Origin of the sequence: Methanosarcina siciliae T4/M, from assembly GCF_000970085.1 — an archaeon.
Lineage (GTDB): Archaea > Halobacteriota > Methanosarcinia > Methanosarcinales > Methanosarcinaceae > Methanosarcina > Methanosarcina siciliae.
The window spans coordinates 2,797,752-2,813,885 of record NZ_CP009506.1 but is presented as its reverse complement, the minus strand read 5'-3'; the positions used below and the strand labels follow the sequence as shown (position 1 = coordinate 2,813,885).

Here is a 16,134-nt window from a genome sequence, read left to right as displayed (position 1 = left end):
TTTTCAGATGATTTATTTTCAGGGGAGGCTCGGAAACACTGCAAAATAAAACGAGGATGATATCATGTGTACAACATTAATTATTACCAGAGGAGCGAGCAAGGACAGCTCGATGATGGCAGCCCATTCAGATGATGATGAACTGGGAGATCAGAGGATTATTTATGTCCCGGCTCAGGAGCATGAACAGGGCTCTATGAGGCAGGTGTTTGAGGAACACTATCGTTATCCCCGCTTAATGACTTATTAAAAAAGAGGGCCGAACTATGAACCGGCCCCTCATCACGTTGCGGAGTCAACGAACCCGGTTCCCGACCTGACCGAGCCAATCGGTTACATCCCCCGAAGCATACTTACGCTTATTTTGACGGTAACTACGGGATCGTGAACGAATATAACCTAATCAGCCAACGAGTTTCGAATCCGCCACTATGAGATGAAAACCTGAAATTCCGAACTTTTAGGTGTACGATCAGCCACCCGAAACAGATGTAACTCATAACCCGGAACAAAAAATTGAATCGGGGAAAAACGGGGAAAAACGGAAAACAGCATAATCATGCCCTGTTGCCCGGCCTGAGCTCCGGAAAAAGCATCCCTGAAGAAATGCTCGAGAAAATAAATCTAGTTGGCTGGAAGCTGACCTATAGCCCTTTTTTTGTGGCCTGGTCTGTAACACAAAAAAGTAATAGGAAGATATCGTGAACCTGCAATATGTAAGTCCGATATCTTATCTAAAGTCTTGAATAAAAGACCGGAGAGTCCGCCATATCTCAGATGCCAACTTCCCGTGATCTTATTATTCAGACAAAATCTTATTCAAACAAGCTCATTTGTTCAGTTTTATTGTTCAGTTTTATTGTTCAGTTTTATTGTTCAGTTTTATTGTTCAGTTTTATTGTTCAGTTTTATTGTTCATTTTATTGTTCAGTTTTATTGTTCATTTTATTGTTCAGTTTTATTCTACCAGCTGGTTAATTTTGTAGTAAAAATCAACTATTAATTTTGCTGCCTCACTTTCCATATTCAGCTGGAAAGTTCGGATCTGCTTTCCCAGGGGTTTTTCAAGGATAACGCCGGAATCGATCAAAGGTGTGATAACCCTTGATACACTGGAATGAGACAATCCGGTCTCTTCGGCTATTCCTGAAAGATAGGTGGGTTCGTTCTGGTTTTCGATCAGGTTTTTAAGTACGGTCATCTGTGCGGTTTTTCCAAATATTTTTTCCATTGAATCCATTGATATCATCTCAGAGGTGGCTATTCTCTATAAGTGATTCTCATTTTCAATAACTAATCACGGTTATAAAGTTATCTATTTATTGAACAGATTTGATATCGGTACAAACCACTCTCAATATTTGGATACAATGTTCTATAGATAATTCATGAAATTTGAGGTACTGAATGATAATTTTTTATTCGGATTATAATCGGCTGTTTCAGCAAATTTTTAGCATCGTGTTTCCGCCCTTCTGGAACTCGTATGCTACCTTCACTTTCATCACATCCCTCTTTTCTGCCCTCAAAAAATCGGTCAGAAGGTCAATGTATGGTGATCTGTTGCCGTTTACATCCAGCAGCGGAAATATTCGGACTTCCTTTGCAACCCTGCACAACTCCGCCATCGATCTCAGGTGAAAGTCCAGCGACAGGTTATCCGTATAGAGGAATAACAGATGCGAGCACAGGGCAAGGTCGAACTCTCCGTCCCCAAAAGGCAGCGAGGGAAGTTCACCCGCAAGATATCGCTTCTGCACCACACCTTTCGGAAAATCTTCCAGAAATTTCGCCATTGCAGACATCCTCCTCCTTTCAAGCTCTGCAATTGAGCCAATTTCCTGCCAGACGAACTTATCCTGGTTTTTCCTGGTCTGGTCAAGTACGTAATCACAGGTCTCCCCGATCCTCTCTTGGATCTGGTCCGCGCTGAAAGAGTAAACAGGATCGATAGATACGATATTTCCGCCGCACTCCGTAAGTTCTGCGTTAAAACTTGCAGGGCCGTCCCCGCAGCCCAGAATTTTTCGCTTGAGATCTGCAGGGGTCAGGCTAAACATTCTCACATAATCCTCAAAAGACCTGCCCCAGGGTTTGATATCAGGATACGTTATTGTCATGATATATACACTATAGATCATAAATATACAATACATATATATAATTATCCTTACCGGATTAAGGCAAGATTCCGAAATTATACATGATGCTTTTTTCTCAATAATGCAAACCCCGGATTCATATTTAGCCTCTTTTCGGACCAGTAACCCTTCTCCTGTTCCCCTCAAAAAATCTGCAGAACTTTTCAGGACACTGTTCTTCAGGGCACTCGCGGACATATTCCAGGACATCGCTCATTTTTGCGCTGGCCATTGAGACGGATGTATCCGCACTTCCGTAATAAATTCGAAGTTCATAAACCTATCTTATCCCCCCACTTTCATTCCAGATAGAAAATCATCCTCTCCGGTCCATTAGCTTATAAAAGCCCACTTTCAAATAATCGGTTAAAACAAAAGCTGTAAGTGCATAGATCCAGATAAAGCCTGCCAGTTTCCATCCGATAGGAGATATATAGATCCCGTATACTGCGATAAAGGTTGCCAGCAGTTTTGTGATCACTGCAGACCAAAAAAGGAGCTTTCCCGGAGGAGGAGACCAGAAATGTCCCCTGGTACGGGCGACAAATATGGTCAGGTGCCCGGCTACGGCAAGTTTCAGGAAGATAAAAGACTGCAGTACACCCGGACTAAGGTAAAGAACCCTGGCTCCGATATAGTATATAAGGAATGAAGCAATCACTCCCAGAATTCCCAGAAATGTGGAAACTCTCACGACCTCGCGCATGTTCCATTCTTCCGGTTTCAGGGAATATTTCACATTGTCATATGCAATAGTCATTATAGGGGCATCGTTGAGAATAGCAAGCAAAACGATCATTATGGCAGTTATGGGATAAAAATTAAACACGATTATCGAAGTGGCAATAAAAAAAAGCACCCGGACGGTTTCGGCAATTCTGTAGATGGAGTAGCTCTTCATCCTCTGGAATATCTTGCGGCTTTCTTTTATCGCGTTAATGATGATCGAGAGGCCTGATATTGTAAACACGATGTCTGCAGCGGATTTTGCAGCATCCGTGGCTCCTGCAACAGCAATTCCCGCATCAGCCATTTTCAGGGCAGGGACATCGTTGACGCCGTCTCCTGTCATACCAACAATATGTTCTTCTTTTTGAAGGAGGTCAACGATCCTGTATTTGTGCTCGGGAAAGACCTGGGCAAACCCGTCTGCCTTTTCTACAAGTTCCTGAGCTTCGGAATCGGATTTTTCTACAAAACCATCGGCTGTAATTATGTTCGTGCCCAGGCCTACCTGGCTTGCTATCTCCTTAGCAATGGCGATATGGTCCCCGGTTACCATTTTCACGTTCACGTTAAGGGAGTTTGCCGTCTTTATGGTCTCCGCAGAGTCCTCATGCGGGGGGTCATAAAGTCCCAGAAGCCCTGCAAACCTGTATTTTCCTTCTTCCCCAACACACACTCCCAGGGCACGATACCCCTTTGAAGCCAGAGAATCTACTTTTTCTTCCACTTTCTGCCTTACTTCTTCTTTATCATCCGACATGTCCAGAATAACCTGGGGCGCACCTTTGGCAACTTTTAATTTTCCTTCAGGTCCTTCAACCGTAGCCTCGGTGTGCTTTATGACGGGGTCAAATGGCGTGAACTCTTTGACTTCATAAGAACCGATTTTTTCTTGAATTGACCCTTCATCCTTTGCCTTCAGAAGGATTGCATTATCAATCGGGTCATTGTCCTCTTCCCTTGAGGCCAGCGAGCCGTAAAGCATGAGATCGTTTTCTTTAAAGTTTCCGAAAGGTGATATTTCGGACAATTTTAGCTTATTCTGGGTAATCGTACCGGTTTTGTCCGAACACAGGATATCCATCCCGGCCATTTCTTCTATGGAGACCAGTTTGCTGACAATGGCTCCTTTGTTTGCGAGCTCGGTGGCTCCAACGGCCATTGAAACGGACATTACGGCAGGAAGAGCTGCCGGAATTGCGGCTACGATCAACACAAGAGCAAACTGGAGGGTTTCCAGAAAAGGAGTATGCCTGAAAAAAAACTCTATAACTAAAACAATCGCAACAATGCAGGCTGCAAGGACAATCAGGTAGTCTCCGATTTTGAGGACCGCTTTTTGGAAGTGGCTCCTGGTCCGAATCTCGGCCACCAGTTTGGTTGTCTCTCCAAAATAGGTATTCATACCCGTAGCCACAACAAGGGCATTCATCTCCCCTTTCTGGATAACGGACCCCGAATAGGCAATATCATCTGATTTTTTTTCTACAGGCATGGATTCCCCGGTGAGAGCGGATTCATCTACCTGCAGATAATCTCCTTCAAAGAGCTTAAGGTCTGCAGGCACAACATCTCCTGAACGTACGCGGACCACATCTCCGGGGACCAGTTCTCGTGCAGGTATCTGGCTCCATTCCCCTCCTCTGAGCACTTTGGCATTAATGGCCATTTTCTGCTTAAGGAGTTCAATGGCATTATCAGCCTTATTTTCCTGCCAGAACCCCACGACCCCGTTTAAGAGAAGGAGCAAGGAAATTATCACGAAGTCTTCCCATCGATGGATAAAAGCTGAAATTACAGCTGCAATTTCAATCATCCAGGGAATGGGACCCCAGAAATAACCGAGAAATTTTCTAAGCGGACTGACCTTCTTTTCGGAAATTTCATTATAGCCATACTGCTCAATCCGGCTCCCAGCTTCCGAAGAAGAAAGTCCTTTGTCACTCGAATCAAGTTTTTTAATGATTTCGCTTGCAGGCGAATCCTTTATTTCATCAACCTTGAGTTGCACATTTTCTTTCATAAATACCCCCAAAACTTGATTGTTCACTAAATCAAAAATCCCCAAAATGCTTACAATGCCGGAATATACCGAATTATATCGATTAGCGAATTTACCTCACGGTGACTAAGAAATCCCGGAGCTTACGTATAATGGAAAATCCTTTGCCATTGAATTTTCTTTGAAGGAAATATTTTTCCAAAGTATGACCTGATAAAATCTGTTTAAATGGAGAACTCTCCCCGTTTGACCGGGTTTGAATTTACTGGATTTGAATTTAAAGATCGAATTTTCATCTTGAGATTTCATTAACTGCCCACCCAATCTAATTTTAGATTATAATTTTTTTGTATCAATAGAACTTTCAATGTATCAATAGAACTTTCAATACTTCATCAGAACCGGCTACAATATTCATCGGCATATTGTTCCTCAGGGCATCTGCGGATATATTCCAGAATATCGTTTATTTTTGCACTGGCCGTGGAGACAGATACTTCTGCACTTCCATAATAAATTCTGATCTCATCCCCCACTAAAACCCAGCCGCAGGGCAAAATGACATCGTTGACGTCTCCACTGCGTTCGTAGAGTTCACGGGGCCCGAAAACCCAGCCTTCTGACCGGTGGAGGACTTTTCTCGGGTCTTCAGAGTCAAGGAGAGCAATCCCAAGCCGATAACTTGTTTTATCTGTGGTCTGGCGTGCACCATAGTACATAATCAGCCATCCGTCAGGCACACGCATCGGATGCGGAGATAAACCTATCTTACGGGCATCCCACCATCCTCCTTCCCGGGCATACAGGAGGACCTGATGCCCGCCCCAGTGTTTCATGTCCGGAGAAAAAGAGATCCAGATGTTTGTTTTTGTACCTGTCGTGCCGGATACTGGCCTGTGTAACAGGGCCCATTTCCCGTTAAATCTGACAGGGAAAAGAGCAGCATCTTTATTTTCAGGCGGCATTATAGCCCCTATTCTCTCAAAATTGCGGAAATCCTCTGTGAAGGCAAGAGAAGCTAAAGGACTCGAATCAGAAAAAGCCGTATATGCTACAGCCCATTTTCCCATCTCCTCTATGTAAGTTATACGTGGGTCTTCAATGCCGTATATTTCCTCAGGATAGTGTGCTGGATCCGGGACCAGGGTTGGTTGAGGATCAATTTCCCAGCCATCAATCCCGTTCTCACTCCTGGCGATTGTAAGGTGAGAAAAACCTCTATGGTCTTCAACCCGCGCAAACAATAGAGTTTTACCGTTAACTATGGCGGCTGCAGGATTAAAAACCGCATTAGCATGATACGGCCAGTCTTCAATCGTAAGTATAGGATTTTTCTTATGCCTTACAAACAATTCTCCATGATTTGCCCAGGGCGTATTACTCCCCCTTCCTTTCCAGCTCATGTTATTTCTTCACTAAAGGTGGTATACACAATTCCTATTTCAAGACCGGGTCCCACGTACTTCCTTTACGTATGCCCTTAATATCTTTGCAACATCCCCCACCCGGGTAATAGCACCAGCGGAAGACTGTGGAGAAATCCACATCAAAAACTTCGGAAATTGTGCCTGTGTTTAATTTTACAGGCCGAGAAGGAAAATCATGGTATCTCTTCCCCGGTCCGGGTACCAGTGATATCCTGCAATAACCGTGCTTTCACCCTGTAAACTGGTTTTTCACTGTAAAAGCATCAAGTTGCCTTGAGAAGCTTAAGAGCAAAAGGCTCAGTAAGCCCCGAATCGAAAGCGAGAAGATTCTGCCAATTTACTTCCCTTGAATGGAGTTTATCAATATTCTCAAGAGTTAGGAAAGAAATATCTCCTGCTGAAGCGGCAAAAACCCTCCCGGAGAATTTATCCCAAGCCTGATCCCCTATACATATTAAATTGTGGTTAAATTATTAAATAGCTGTACGTTTGGAAAAAAAAGGGCATGTAAGCCACTATTGACTCATTTTCATATATTATTAAAGCATTAATATTTTAGGAAAAGCCGGACAGAAGATATAATCTTCAAATAACTATTGGTGTTGAGGAAAAAATGTTTTTTGAAACCAGAGTAATTGAAGTCATCCAGAGGACGCCTGATGTAAAAAGTGTACGATTCGAAAAACCTCAGGGATTCAGCTACCTTGCAGGCCAGTATGTAGTCCTGATTTTAGGTGGCAGTTCGAACCCGATGAAGAAACCTTTTACACTTTCCAGCAGCCCTACTGAAGAGTTTCTTGAAATTACCAAGAAGCTGACAGGCCATCCCTTCTCAAATGCTCTGGCAGCTCTGAAACCGGGAGATCGGGTTTCAATAAATGGGCCTTATGGGGATTTTACCTTCCTCGAAGAGTATAAAAATATAGGTATGCTCTCCGGCGGCATAGGTATAACCCCATTGCGGAGTATAATCAAGTATCTGGTCGATAAGAAGCTAAATACCAGCATAATCCTGCTTTACTCTAACCGCAGTGAGAATGATATAGCCTTCAAAGAAGAGCTTGAGAATGCGCAGAAGCAAAACCCCGACATAAAAATAATTGACACGATCACAAGACCCGGCTCGGACTGGAAGGGAGTTACAGGAAGGATCAATGCCGAAATGATCAAAAAATATATCCCGGATTACCGGGAACGTACGTTCTTTACCTGCGGCCCGTCGAGAATGGTAGATTCGATGGTTTCTCTCTTAAAGGAGCTGGAAATACCGGAGAAACAGATAAAGCGGGAAATTTTTCCAGGTGAGAATTGATCCGGTTAAATTCATAATCTCCTTTCATTTCTGGATATTTACTAGCTGTTATAGACTCGCCGGTGCTTGACCTTGATATTTAAGTGCGAAAGCTCTATATAATATTGCACAATTTTTAATACAGAGTAGCTTCTGTGATAGACGAGGGGAAACGAGATTTTCGGAAGCGGGATTGGTCAATATAATGACCAGTTGAAAGGGTCCTTAACAGGCTTATGTAATTTAATAGGTTTATGTAATGTTACTTAATTACCTATTACTTAATGACCTGTTATTTATGGCCTGTTTGTTTCAAACCTTCTGCTTCTCTCCGGGAGGCTGCTTTCGATTGAATTTCAGATGGTAAGCTATTTCTCGTAAATTAAGACCATACAAATCAGATTTTGTATAAACATAAAATGAGAAAGGAGGTCTTGGAAATGAGTGAGTTGATAGTTTTTGCTTTTTCGGATGATAAAGGTGCATCTGAAATGGATGAAGCAATCAAGAAGCTTCAAAAAGAACAGTTAATAAACCTTGATGATGCTGCAGTCGTTGTCCGCAACCACGATGGTAAGGTTAAGGTAAAGCAGGCTGTAAACCTTGTAGGTGCGGGTACTGTGGGGGGAGCATTCTGGGGGATGTTGATTGGTTTGCTTTTCTGGATGCCCTGGCTGGGAATGGCAATCGGTGCAATAACAGGTGCCATTTCAGGCAAATTAAGTGATTATGGAATCGATGACGATTTCATTCATGAAGTTGCCGAAACTATTGAACCGGGCGGATCTGCTCTCTTCCTGTTGATCTCAAAGTGGACTGAGGATAAGGTTCTCGATGAGTTAAGCAAATACAATCCAAAAGTGGTACGTACTTCCCTTTCAAAAGAGGAAGAAAGCAAACTAAAAGCCACCTTTGGAGCCGGAGAATGAGCGGAGGTCTATAATTCTCGAGCGTATGTACTGAAAAACTCAAGCACAAAAGCTCTCTCTTTTTCAAACATTGAGAGATTTTGTTATATTTGGCCATATTATATTTAGCCAATAAATTCTACATAATCTTTCTTTTCTTCTTTTTATTCTAAACTTTCAGTGCACGTATTTTCAATACTTAAAAGCCGGTCTCAGTTTTTGGTTTATTTCAAACTACTTGGAATTTTATCAGTTATTTTTAACCATTTGCGGATTTATGAGTTGAAGTTTTGTCAGTTGCGGTTTCATCAATTGAGTTTTTATCAGAAATAGTACACTCAACTTCTTTTTCAAGGTTTGATCCCGAGCACGTCCTCCACATACGCCCTGAGAATCTCTGCAACGCTCCAGGCCTGGGAGATAGAACCCCCGGGAGAGTGAGGGTAATCCCCATCGAACACTTCGGAAATTGTGCCGATACCTGCAACCTCAAGGTGCGCATCAAAGCCTTCAAGAAGAACACGCATTTCCTCAAGACTGCTTTTCGAATAATTATTGACTTTCAGGTAAGCTTTTACATAAGCTCCGAGGAGCCAGGGCCAGACTGTCCCGTTGTGATAAGCCGTATCCCTGGTAAGAGCGTCTCCACGATACTGTCCTTTATACAGGGGATGATCACTAGAGAGAGTTTTGAGCCCGAAGGGTGTCAGAAGATCTTTTTCGACTCTGTCTACAATTGCTTTTTCTCTTTCAGGAGAAAGCATAGTATAGGGGAGCGAAACAGCAAAGATTTGATTGGGACGGATTGCAGGGTCTTTAACCTGGTTTCCTGCCTCATCCTGATGTATGAGGTCAAAGAGACAGTTAGTTTCCGGGTTCCAGAAAGTGTTTTCAAAATTCGAAGCAACGCCCGCTGCAAGAGTCTCATATGAGGAGATATCTTCGCCAAGAAGAGTCCCCATATAAGAAGCGGTTTTCAGAGCGTTATACCAGAGAGCATTTACCTCACAGGCTTTACCTGCTCTTGGAGTTACTGCCCATTCCCCGACTTTGGCATCCATCCAGGTTAGCTGAGGCCCCTGCCAGATAAGATAATCGGAATCCATGCCGATTGCAAAATCCGTGCCTGCACAATAGTTGTCTATAATGCTGCTCATGGTATCCCAGACATCCGAGAGGAAAAGGAAGTCTTGAGTATATGCAAAATAGCGATCCAGAGCATGAATAAACCAGAGAGAAGCATCCACTGTGTTGTAAATCGGATCCCCTCCGAAAGCCGGGAAAGTATTGGGGATCAGGCCTCTTCGACAGTACCGGGCGAAATTGTTGAGAGCGGACCTTGCTTCCTCGAAACGATAAGGTATTAAAAGCAAGCCAGGAAGAGAAATCATGGAATCCCTTCCCCAGTCAGAGTACCAGTGATATCCTGCGATAACCGTATTTTCACCCGTAGAGTGGTTTTTAACCACAAAAGAGTCGGTTGCCTTGAGAAGCTTAAGGGCGAAAGGCTTGAGAAGCTTCGAATCTAGAATAAGAAGGTTCTGCCGATTTGCTTCCCTTACATAGAGTTTGTCAACTTGTCCGAGAGTAAGAAAAGAAATGTCTTTTGTTGAAGCAGCGATAAAAAAGCGGGAAGTCCCCTTTTCGAGCTTGCTTTCGAAATAACCCGGATTGAAGATATCCTCCTGAAAGTTAAGTCCCCGTTCCTTCTCAGTGTCATACTCCAGGTTAAAGTACCATATGGGATCAGGGTGATACCGGAGGTTGGATGAAAGTGAGAAAGTAAAACCATTAGAGCTTGCCAGTTCCACTCCCTTAGGACCGGCTTTCTGGTAGAAGGACAGATATCCGGAACGAGCAGTGAGATTGAAATCTCTTGAGCTGACCAGAGGGAAAATTTTTAGCAAAGCTCCCTCTTTTCTGGAAGTTATATCATAGAGGACGTAGGTTGTGTTACTGCCATGAACCATGAAGACTTTTTTCTTTAAGGTAAAATCTCCCGCCTGGTAAACCCAGAGAGGAAAAGGGCTGTGTATGAATTCGGAGAGGTAATTAAAGCCCTCAGGAGAGAGATTGTCCGGATATTTGTGGGTCGCAAGTTTATATACTTCATTATCAATTGAGATCTCCTCATCAAGGGAAGAAAGCAGCAAGAGTCTCCCCGGAAAATTCTCCGGAGCCGCGACAAGCAGGCCGTGGTAAGTCCTGGTTCCTGTCCCTATGACCGTAGAAGAAGCATATCCTCCAAGCCCGTTGCCTATAATCCATTCTCTTTTTGTTCCTTCTTCGTATGTTGAAAGAAAATCTGCCCCAAGTCTGATCCCACTCATGCATATTTATTGGGGTTGATTTATTAAATAGCTGTACGTTTGGAAAATACTGGCCTGGTCTTCGACAGTATCGCAATTTACCGTAAATTCAAAGTCAAATTTTCGCATGTAGGAAGTAACCTGATGTGGATGTAACCTGGTCTCTCTCACCTGGGGTTTTTTCTCAATAACTCCTTTTCGCTTTTTATGGTTTTACAGAATTACAATCTGGCAAAAACGTTTCTGAGATTTTCATTCGCCAGGCCGATTGCACTGCAGGCTGCAGGTGTGCCCCCAAGGAGGTTCAACATAACGAAATCGTGTATTGTCCCCAGGTATCGAACGGTTACTACGTCGACCCCGGCTTGCATCAGCTTGTGGGCATATTCCTCGCCTGCGTTGCGGATCATATCATTTTCATCGATGACGATCAGAGCAGGCGGCTGTCCCTTCAGCCGGTCGGCCGAGGCCTTTAACGGAAATGATGTCGGCTGCCTGAGCGTTTCCTTATCGGGGAAATAATTCTCCCAGAAAAGCTTCATCGCTTCATGGGTATGCCAGAAATCGGTCGAATACTTCCGATATGGCAAAGTATCGAAATTTACATCAGTAACAGGATAAAAGAGCACCTGATAAACAATTTTTGGGCCGCCCCGCTCCTTTGCCAGGAGTGAAACAGCTGCCGCCATATTTCCGCCTACACTGTCGCCGGCAACCGCGAGCCTTGAAGTATCCATGTTGAGTTCTTTCCCGTTCTCTGCAATATATTTTGTCGCAGCATATGCCTCTTCGATCTGTACAAGGTATTTTGCCTCAGGAGACAGCGTAAAATTGACAAATACAACCGCAGCATTTACTCCTCTGGCGATTTCCCTTACCAGCCGGTCATGCGTATCTTTATCCCCCAGTATCCAGCCTGCGCCATGAAAGTACATTACGACGGGCAAGATTTCCTTATTTCCTGCCGGTCTTATTATCCTGACAGAAACCTGTCCCTTGAGCCCTACGGGAATGGTTAGGTTCTCGATGTCCGCAGGTAATTTTGCCACCTTAGCAGCCTGCAAATCGTAAAGAACCCTACAGGCGTCTTTAGGAGAGGATTTGTAGCCTGGAGTTTCGCTCCCCATTTTTATATTTTCTACAAATGTTCCGGTAGCTTGTTCGAGTGGGTCTTTTGTCTGCTTCATAATGTTGTCCTCCGGAGAATGCAGGAAATTTAAGATTTAATAAGCTTTTAAAAACAAATTGAACACATTTTGAATACACCTTTCCGTTTCAAAAATGTTGGTTCTTGCTATATTGTTGGTTTTACCATATTATTGGCTCTTAACATATTGTTGGCTCTACCATATTGTTGGCTCTTATCATCTATAACATGATTTTGCACTATTCCGGCTACCCATCTTTAGTTTTGATTATTATATTTGAATTTCATTGCAGGCCAATACATATGTGGATTATATATAAAAATATATAAAAGTGAGAATAACAAATATTTTCTGTGATTAATAGCAGGCATGGAGAGAAACTTGCGGAAGATATCCGGAAAATCTTTGAAGCTGCCGGACTGAAAGCGGAAATCTTTCCAGGAGCGGAGCCGAACCCGACCGACAGTTCGGTTACGGAAGGGGCAGAAATATACAAAAAAGAGAACTGTGACCTGATCGTTGCTGTAGGAGGGGGAAGCCTATGGACTGTGCAAAAACCGTTGGCATCGGGGCTAAAAACGGAGGGGAAATTAATGACTACGAAGGCATCGGAAAGGTTACGAAGGGGACCCCTCCGCTTATCACGGTAAATGCAACTACCGGTACTGCAAGTGAGATGACGAGTTTTACAATTATTACGGATACGAAAAGGCACATCAAAATGGAAATTGTTGATCCCCGCATCACACCCGACGTGGCAGTCAACGACCCTGGACTGATGGTCAGCATGCCGCCAGCACTTACGGCTGCTACCGGAATGGACGCCCTTACCCATCAGTTGAAGCTTATATTTCCACCATGGCTACCCCGACCACCGATGCGGCTACTATTAAGGCAATCGAGCTTATCTCAAAACACCTCCCGCACGGCGTATGCAACGCAATTCTCCTCCCCTATGTGGAAATGTACAACAAGGAGGTCTGTCCAGAACGGTTTGCCGATATCGCAAAGGCAATGGGAGAAAAAGTTGAGGGCCTGAGCCCGGAAGAAGTCGCAAACAAAACCATAGCTACCATCAAAAAGCTTGCAACCGAAATCGGAATTCCTTCAGGTTTAAAAGAGCTAGGAGCCAGAGAAGAAGACCTCGAACTGCTGGCGGAAAATGCCATGCAGGACGTCTGCCACAAACCCAAGAGAGCTCTCAAAGGAAGATGTAATTGAAATTTACAGGAAAGCTATGTGAGCGAAAAACGAATATGTGAGCGAAAAAAACTCATGCATCGATCCTAAATTATAAATCCATTTAGATATATTATAAATCCATTTAAATATATATCTGACATATTTATACATTCAGAAAGGGGGAATGGGTCTGGATAAATTCAAGAACTCATCAGTTTAGACCATAATGGGGAGAAGGTTCGAGTGTTACTATAGTTTCCCGGACTGGAAGGCAAACAGGGATTACCACCCCTACCCCATATCAGGACAAACAGAATACCTTCAAGGGAAAAAACACGGACTACAATAAACAGAGGGAGTGATGTTTAATGGGACGATTAAGGGACAGGCTCAAGGATCGTGAAAGCACGGGCGGTCCCGTTGGCCACAAAGCAGAAAGTAAACAACGCTACAAAATGCACGAGAAGCTCGTTTCCATAGGGGATGACTACTGGATTGAAAATGAGGCTGGGGAGAGGGCATTTTATGTTGACGGCAAAGCTCTCCGTATTCGCGACACCCTGATTATCAAAGATGTGCAGGGACATGAACTGTACAAACTCAAGGAGAAGCTGCTCAGGATAAAGGATACGCTGAACATCGAAGACGGACAGGGAAGAACGGCTGCAACGATCAAAAAAGCCCTGATCACACCTCTCCGCGACCGCTGGAAAGTAGACCTTGGGGACGGATCTGAAATGGAGGCTCATGGCAATATCCTGGATCACGAATATAATATCGAGTCCGGGAGAGAAAAGGTTGCGGAAGTCTCCAAGAAGTGGTTCCGAATAAGAGATACCTATGGGGTAGAGGTTTCTCCAGGACAGGATACCGCCCTGATCCTGGCAATTACGGTAGCAATTGACCAGATGGCACATGACTGACGTGAGAAGTTTGTAAGAAAAAGAAAGAAAGGGGAAGAAGGGAGGAAGAATGGTTGAAACCACCTCTTTTTTGAATTTTCTTGAGACTATAGGCGTCCTTGGCACATTGGTCTTCGTGCTTACCAGTATGCTTGGGATGGGATTTTCCCTTACGGTGCAGCAGATTCTGGCCCCTCTGAGCAACAGGAAGCTGGTAATTCTCTCACTGGCGGCTAATTTCATACTGGTCCCGTTGCTAGCTCTCGGGGTACTGCTAATATTTCCTCTTTCCGAAGGGCTTTCAATCGGCCTATTCCTGCTCGGTACTTCCGCAGGAGCCCCGTTCCTGCCGAAGCTCGCACAGGTGGCAAAAGGGGACACTGCTTTTGCAGTAGGGCTTATGGTACTCCTGATGGTGGTAACCATTTTTTACGTCCCGATAGTCCTTCCGCTTTTTCTCTCGGGGGTTACAATAAGCCCCTGGGACATAGCAAAGTCCCTCATTCTGCTGATGCTCCTCCCCCTTATTCTTGCCCTGTTCATCCGGGCAAGATACGAGGAAATTGCCAGCGGGCTTCTGCCCCTGATGACCCAGGCTACTAACCTTTCCCTGCTTGTCCTTTTTGTGGCTTTCTTTGTAGTCTACCTCTCGGACCTCATAAGCGTTATAGGCAGTACAGCGGTCCTTGCGGCAGCAGTTTTCCTGCTTATTTCGTTTATTATCGGCTATTTCCTCGGGGGGTCTGCCGGACCTGTAAAAAGAGTACTTGCTCTAGGGACTGCCCAGCGCAACCTTTCGGCAGCCCTGGCAATTTCCGCACTTAATTTCACAGACCCTGAAGTAATGGTCATGATCATGGTAGTGGCACTGGCAGGTCTCATCCTGCTTATGTTTATAGGGGAAGAGCTGGGAAAGCGGGCGGAAAAGCTTGCATAAATCGTCCGGGAGCGGGAAAAACAGGGTACCTGTAGAGTGAATACGCGGAAAAACTCGAAAAAAAGAACATCCATGGAAGCAGAAATCACAAACTTTGTCATAGCCTTTTCAGTATTGCTCTTTGCTTTCAGCCTTGTTTCCCGAAAAATCTCGGGTACTGTCGTCACAGCCCCGATGATTTTTGTTACGGCCGGAATGCTCCTTAGCCCGGAAGGGCTTGACCTGATCAAATGCTGCATTTCTTTTCCCGGATCTGATCCTTGCCGAAGCTGCGCTTCTCGGCGCCATCCTTGCCCCCGACCGATGCCGGGTTGGGCCAGCTGATAGTAAACAACCCCAAAGTGCCTGTCCGGATCCGGCAGGGCCTGAACATCGAAAGTGGGCTCAATGACGGAGGGGAAATCCCGTTCTTCATCTTCTTCCTTGCGTCCTGGGCCTGTTAGGGAGATGGCTTTCAAGCAGAGCCGTAAAGGCCGGCTGGACGTCCGGACTTTACCACAGGATAGAATTTCTGACCCTTGCCGTCATCTCCTGGCTTGTGGCTGATACGGTGGAAGGAAGCGGATTCGTGGCGGTTTTTTTAGCGGGATGGTCCCTGTGGGAATCTCCCTGATAGGTACGAAACTGCACCGGGAAACTGTCATCTTCCTGGGCTGGTCCGGGCCCAGAGGGCTAGCATCAGTCGTCCTATTATTCATTGCTGTGGAAGAGGCAAAAGGAATTCCTGGACTTGAAACGATAAACCTTGCTGTGATTACTATAGTCCTCATAAGTATTTTTGCCCACGGGATTTCCGCAGGCTCTGCAGGTAACTGGTATTCACGGATAGTAGCTGCACTGCCAGACGATGCACCGGAACGGAGAGAAGTGAAGGAACTGCCTGTACGTAAAGGCTTTGACGTTGCCGAAAGCATGAACATGAACTCAAGAGAGAACGCAGCAAAGAGAAACTCCTACTCCTGAGTCATCCTGGCTGATAATTCCCGATTAAATCCCGTTCTTCCTTTCCTACCAGTTAAATCTTGGTCCAGATACTATATATGTTAATTTATATATATACTGGACTTTATACTTATATGTGTCAAATTAGGGACTTAACACATTAATTAAAAAATGGATAAAATAGGTCTTTACCTTCTTCCGTTATTAAATTCTACTGAA

The 16,134-nt window shown here is 44.5% G+C and carries 16 protein-coding genes and 2 pseudogenes; 9 read left to right on the top strand and 9 right to left on the bottom strand.

The features are described from left to right. Nucleotides 1-64: 64 nt before the first annotated feature. On the top strand, nucleotides 65-250 hold the full coding sequence (locus MSSIT_RS11980; RefSeq protein WP_048172645.1) for a C69 family dipeptidase: 186 nt from the start codon (nucleotides 65-67) through the stop codon (nucleotides 248-250). A gap of 708 nt (nucleotides 251-958) precedes the next feature. Here the strand turns inward: MSSIT_RS11980 and MSSIT_RS11970 are convergent. From MSSIT_RS11970 to MSSIT_RS24840, 6 genes and pseudogenes are all read right to left on the bottom strand, one after another. Further along, nucleotides 959-1,240, bottom strand: a complete 282-nt coding sequence (locus MSSIT_RS11970; protein WP_048172642.1) for a helix-turn-helix domain-containing protein — start codon at nucleotides 1,238-1,240, stop codon at nucleotides 959-961. 202 nt (nucleotides 1,241-1,442) lie between these two features. Beyond that, entirely contained in the window at nucleotides 1,443-2,141 is a 699-nt protein-coding gene (locus tag MSSIT_RS11965; protein WP_231589787.1) for a methyltransferase domain-containing protein, read from the bottom strand. A gap of 103 nt (nucleotides 2,142-2,244) precedes the next feature. Then, nucleotides 2,245-2,415: pseudogene (locus tag MSSIT_RS23285) on the bottom strand (glycosidase); the annotation flags it as partial. Between the two features lie 42 nt (nucleotides 2,416-2,457). After that, nucleotides 2,458-4,890, bottom strand: a complete 2,433-nt coding sequence (locus MSSIT_RS11960) for a plasma-membrane proton-efflux P-type ATPase (protein ID WP_048172640.1) — start codon at nucleotides 4,888-4,890, stop codon at nucleotides 2,458-2,460. A gap of 374 nt (nucleotides 4,891-5,264) precedes the next feature. After that, nucleotides 5,265-6,272, bottom strand: a complete 1,008-nt coding sequence (locus MSSIT_RS11955) for a glycoside hydrolase family 130 protein (RefSeq protein WP_048172638.1) — start codon at nucleotides 6,270-6,272, stop codon at nucleotides 5,265-5,267. A gap of 177 nt (nucleotides 6,273-6,449) precedes the next feature. Further along, nucleotides 6,450-6,515: an amylo-alpha-1,6-glucosidase gene (locus MSSIT_RS24840; RefSeq protein ID WP_231590549.1), complete on the bottom strand. Its 66-nt coding sequence runs from the start codon at nucleotides 6,513-6,515 to the stop codon at nucleotides 6,450-6,452. Nucleotides 6,516-6,909: 394 nt separating this feature from the next. Here MSSIT_RS24840 and MSSIT_RS11950 point away from each other — a divergent pair, with 394 nt between their 5' ends. Together MSSIT_RS11950 and MSSIT_RS11945 are read left to right on the top strand one after the other, a co-directional pair. Then, on the top strand, nucleotides 6,910-7,608 hold the full coding sequence (locus MSSIT_RS11950; protein ID WP_048172637.1) for a ferredoxin--NADP reductase: 699 nt from the start codon (nucleotides 6,910-6,912) through the stop codon (nucleotides 7,606-7,608). Nucleotides 7,609-8,027: 419 nt separating this feature from the next. Further along, nucleotides 8,028-8,516, top strand: a complete 489-nt coding sequence (locus MSSIT_RS11945; RefSeq protein WP_048172635.1) for a DUF1269 domain-containing protein — start codon at nucleotides 8,028-8,030, stop codon at nucleotides 8,514-8,516. 329 nt (nucleotides 8,517-8,845) lie between these two features. Here the strand turns inward: MSSIT_RS11945 and MSSIT_RS11940 are convergent, their stop codons facing one another. Together MSSIT_RS11940 and MSSIT_RS11935 are read right to left on the bottom strand one after the other, a co-directional pair. Continuing rightward, nucleotides 8,846-10,825, bottom strand: coding sequence for an amylo-alpha-1,6-glucosidase (locus MSSIT_RS11940; RefSeq protein ID WP_048172633.1), 1,980 nt, complete (start codon nucleotides 10,823-10,825; stop codon nucleotides 8,846-8,848). A 200-nt stretch (nucleotides 10,826-11,025) separates the two neighbouring features. Continuing rightward, a complete protein-coding gene (locus MSSIT_RS11935) occupies nucleotides 11,026-11,991 on the bottom strand; it encodes an alpha/beta hydrolase (RefSeq protein WP_048172631.1) in 966 nt (321 codons plus the stop codon). Between the two features lie 314 nt (nucleotides 11,992-12,305). On the opposite strand from MSSIT_RS11935, the pseudogene MSSIT_RS24835 reads away from it, so the two are divergent. The 4 genes and pseudogenes from MSSIT_RS24835 to MSSIT_RS11920 all read left to right on the top strand — a co-directional run. After that, nucleotides 12,306-12,664: pseudogene (locus tag MSSIT_RS24835) on the top strand (iron-containing alcohol dehydrogenase); the annotation flags it as partial. A 146-nt stretch (nucleotides 12,665-12,810) separates the two neighbouring features. Then, the gene (locus tag MSSIT_RS24825; protein ID WP_231589785.1) at nucleotides 12,811-13,173 is read left to right on the top strand and encodes a dehydroquinate synthase/iron-containing alcohol dehydrogenase family protein; all 363 of its coding nucleotides are present in this window, start codon (nucleotides 12,811-12,813) and stop codon (nucleotides 13,171-13,173) included. A gap of 329 nt (nucleotides 13,174-13,502) precedes the next feature. Then, a complete protein-coding gene (locus MSSIT_RS11925; RefSeq protein ID WP_048172629.1) occupies nucleotides 13,503-14,057 on the top strand; it encodes an LURP-one-related/scramblase family protein in 555 nt (184 codons plus the stop codon). A gap of 49 nt (nucleotides 14,058-14,106) precedes the next feature. After that, complete coding sequence (locus tag MSSIT_RS11920) at nucleotides 14,107-14,973, top strand: bile acid:sodium symporter family protein (protein ID WP_048172628.1); 867 nt, start codon at nucleotides 14,107-14,109, stop codon at nucleotides 14,971-14,973. Between the two features lie 108 nt (nucleotides 14,974-15,081). On the opposite strand, the gene MSSIT_RS24820 is transcribed toward MSSIT_RS11920, so the two are convergent. Further along, entirely contained in the window at nucleotides 15,082-15,261 is a 180-nt protein-coding gene (locus MSSIT_RS24820) for a hypothetical protein (RefSeq protein ID WP_048172626.1), read from the bottom strand. A gap of 2 nt (nucleotides 15,262-15,263) precedes the next feature. Here MSSIT_RS24820 and MSSIT_RS24815 point away from each other — a divergent pair, with 2 nt between their 5' ends. After that, nucleotides 15,264-15,416 carry a hypothetical protein gene (locus MSSIT_RS24815; RefSeq protein WP_231589784.1) on the top strand — a complete coding sequence of 51 codons (153 nt, stop codon included), beginning with the start codon at nucleotides 15,264-15,266 and terminating at the stop codon, nucleotides 15,414-15,416. A 154-nt stretch (nucleotides 15,417-15,570) separates the two neighbouring features. Next, on the top strand, nucleotides 15,571-15,936 hold the full coding sequence (locus MSSIT_RS24810) for a hypothetical protein (RefSeq protein WP_231589783.1): 366 nt from the start codon (nucleotides 15,571-15,573) through the stop codon (nucleotides 15,934-15,936). Nucleotides 15,937-16,134: the final 198 nt, after the last annotated feature.

What these genes read in the sequence shown, in the direction of transcription:
- MSSIT_RS11940 (WP_048172633.1), bottom strand. Translation starts at nt 10,825, where the DNA reads ATGAGTGGGATCAGACTTGGGGCAGATTTTCTTTCAACATACGAAGAA.
- MSSIT_RS11935 (WP_048172631.1), bottom strand. Translation starts at nt 11,991, where the DNA reads ATGAAGCAGACAAAAGACCCACTCGAACAAGCTACCGGAACATTTGTA.
- MSSIT_RS11945 (WP_048172635.1), top strand. Translation starts at nt 8,028, where the DNA reads ATGAGTGAGTTGATAGTTTTTGCTTTTTCGGATGATAAAGGTGCATCT.
- MSSIT_RS24825 (WP_231589785.1), top strand. Translation starts at nt 12,811, where the DNA reads ATGGCTACCCCGACCACCGATGCGGCTACTATTAAGGCAATCGAGCTT.
- MSSIT_RS11955 (WP_048172638.1), bottom strand. Translation starts at nt 6,272, where the DNA reads ATGAGCTGGAAAGGAAGGGGGAGTAATACGCCCTGGGCAAATCATGGA.
- MSSIT_RS11950 (WP_048172637.1), top strand. Translation starts at nt 6,910, where the DNA reads ATGTTTTTTGAAACCAGAGTAATTGAAGTCATCCAGAGGACGCCTGAT.
- MSSIT_RS11960 (WP_048172640.1), bottom strand. Translation starts at nt 4,890, where the DNA reads ATGAAAGAAAATGTGCAACTCAAGGTTGATGAAATAAAGGATTCGCCT.
- MSSIT_RS11925 (WP_048172629.1), top strand. Translation starts at nt 13,503, where the DNA reads ATGGGACGATTAAGGGACAGGCTCAAGGATCGTGAAAGCACGGGCGGT.
- MSSIT_RS11965 (WP_231589787.1), bottom strand. Translation starts at nt 2,141, where the DNA reads ATGATCTATAGTGTATATATCATGACAATAACGTATCCTGATATCAAA.
- MSSIT_RS11980 (WP_048172645.1), top strand. Translation starts at nt 65, where the DNA reads ATGTGTACAACATTAATTATTACCAGAGGAGCGAGCAAGGACAGCTCG.
- MSSIT_RS24820 (WP_048172626.1), bottom strand. Translation starts at nt 15,261, where the DNA reads ATGGCGCCGAGAAGCGCAGCTTCGGCAAGGATCAGATCCGGGAAAAGA.
- MSSIT_RS11970 (WP_048172642.1), bottom strand. Translation starts at nt 1,240, where the DNA reads ATGGATTCAATGGAAAAAATATTTGGAAAAACCGCACAGATGACCGTA.
- MSSIT_RS11920 (WP_048172628.1), top strand. Translation starts at nt 14,107, where the DNA reads ATGGTTGAAACCACCTCTTTTTTGAATTTTCTTGAGACTATAGGCGTC.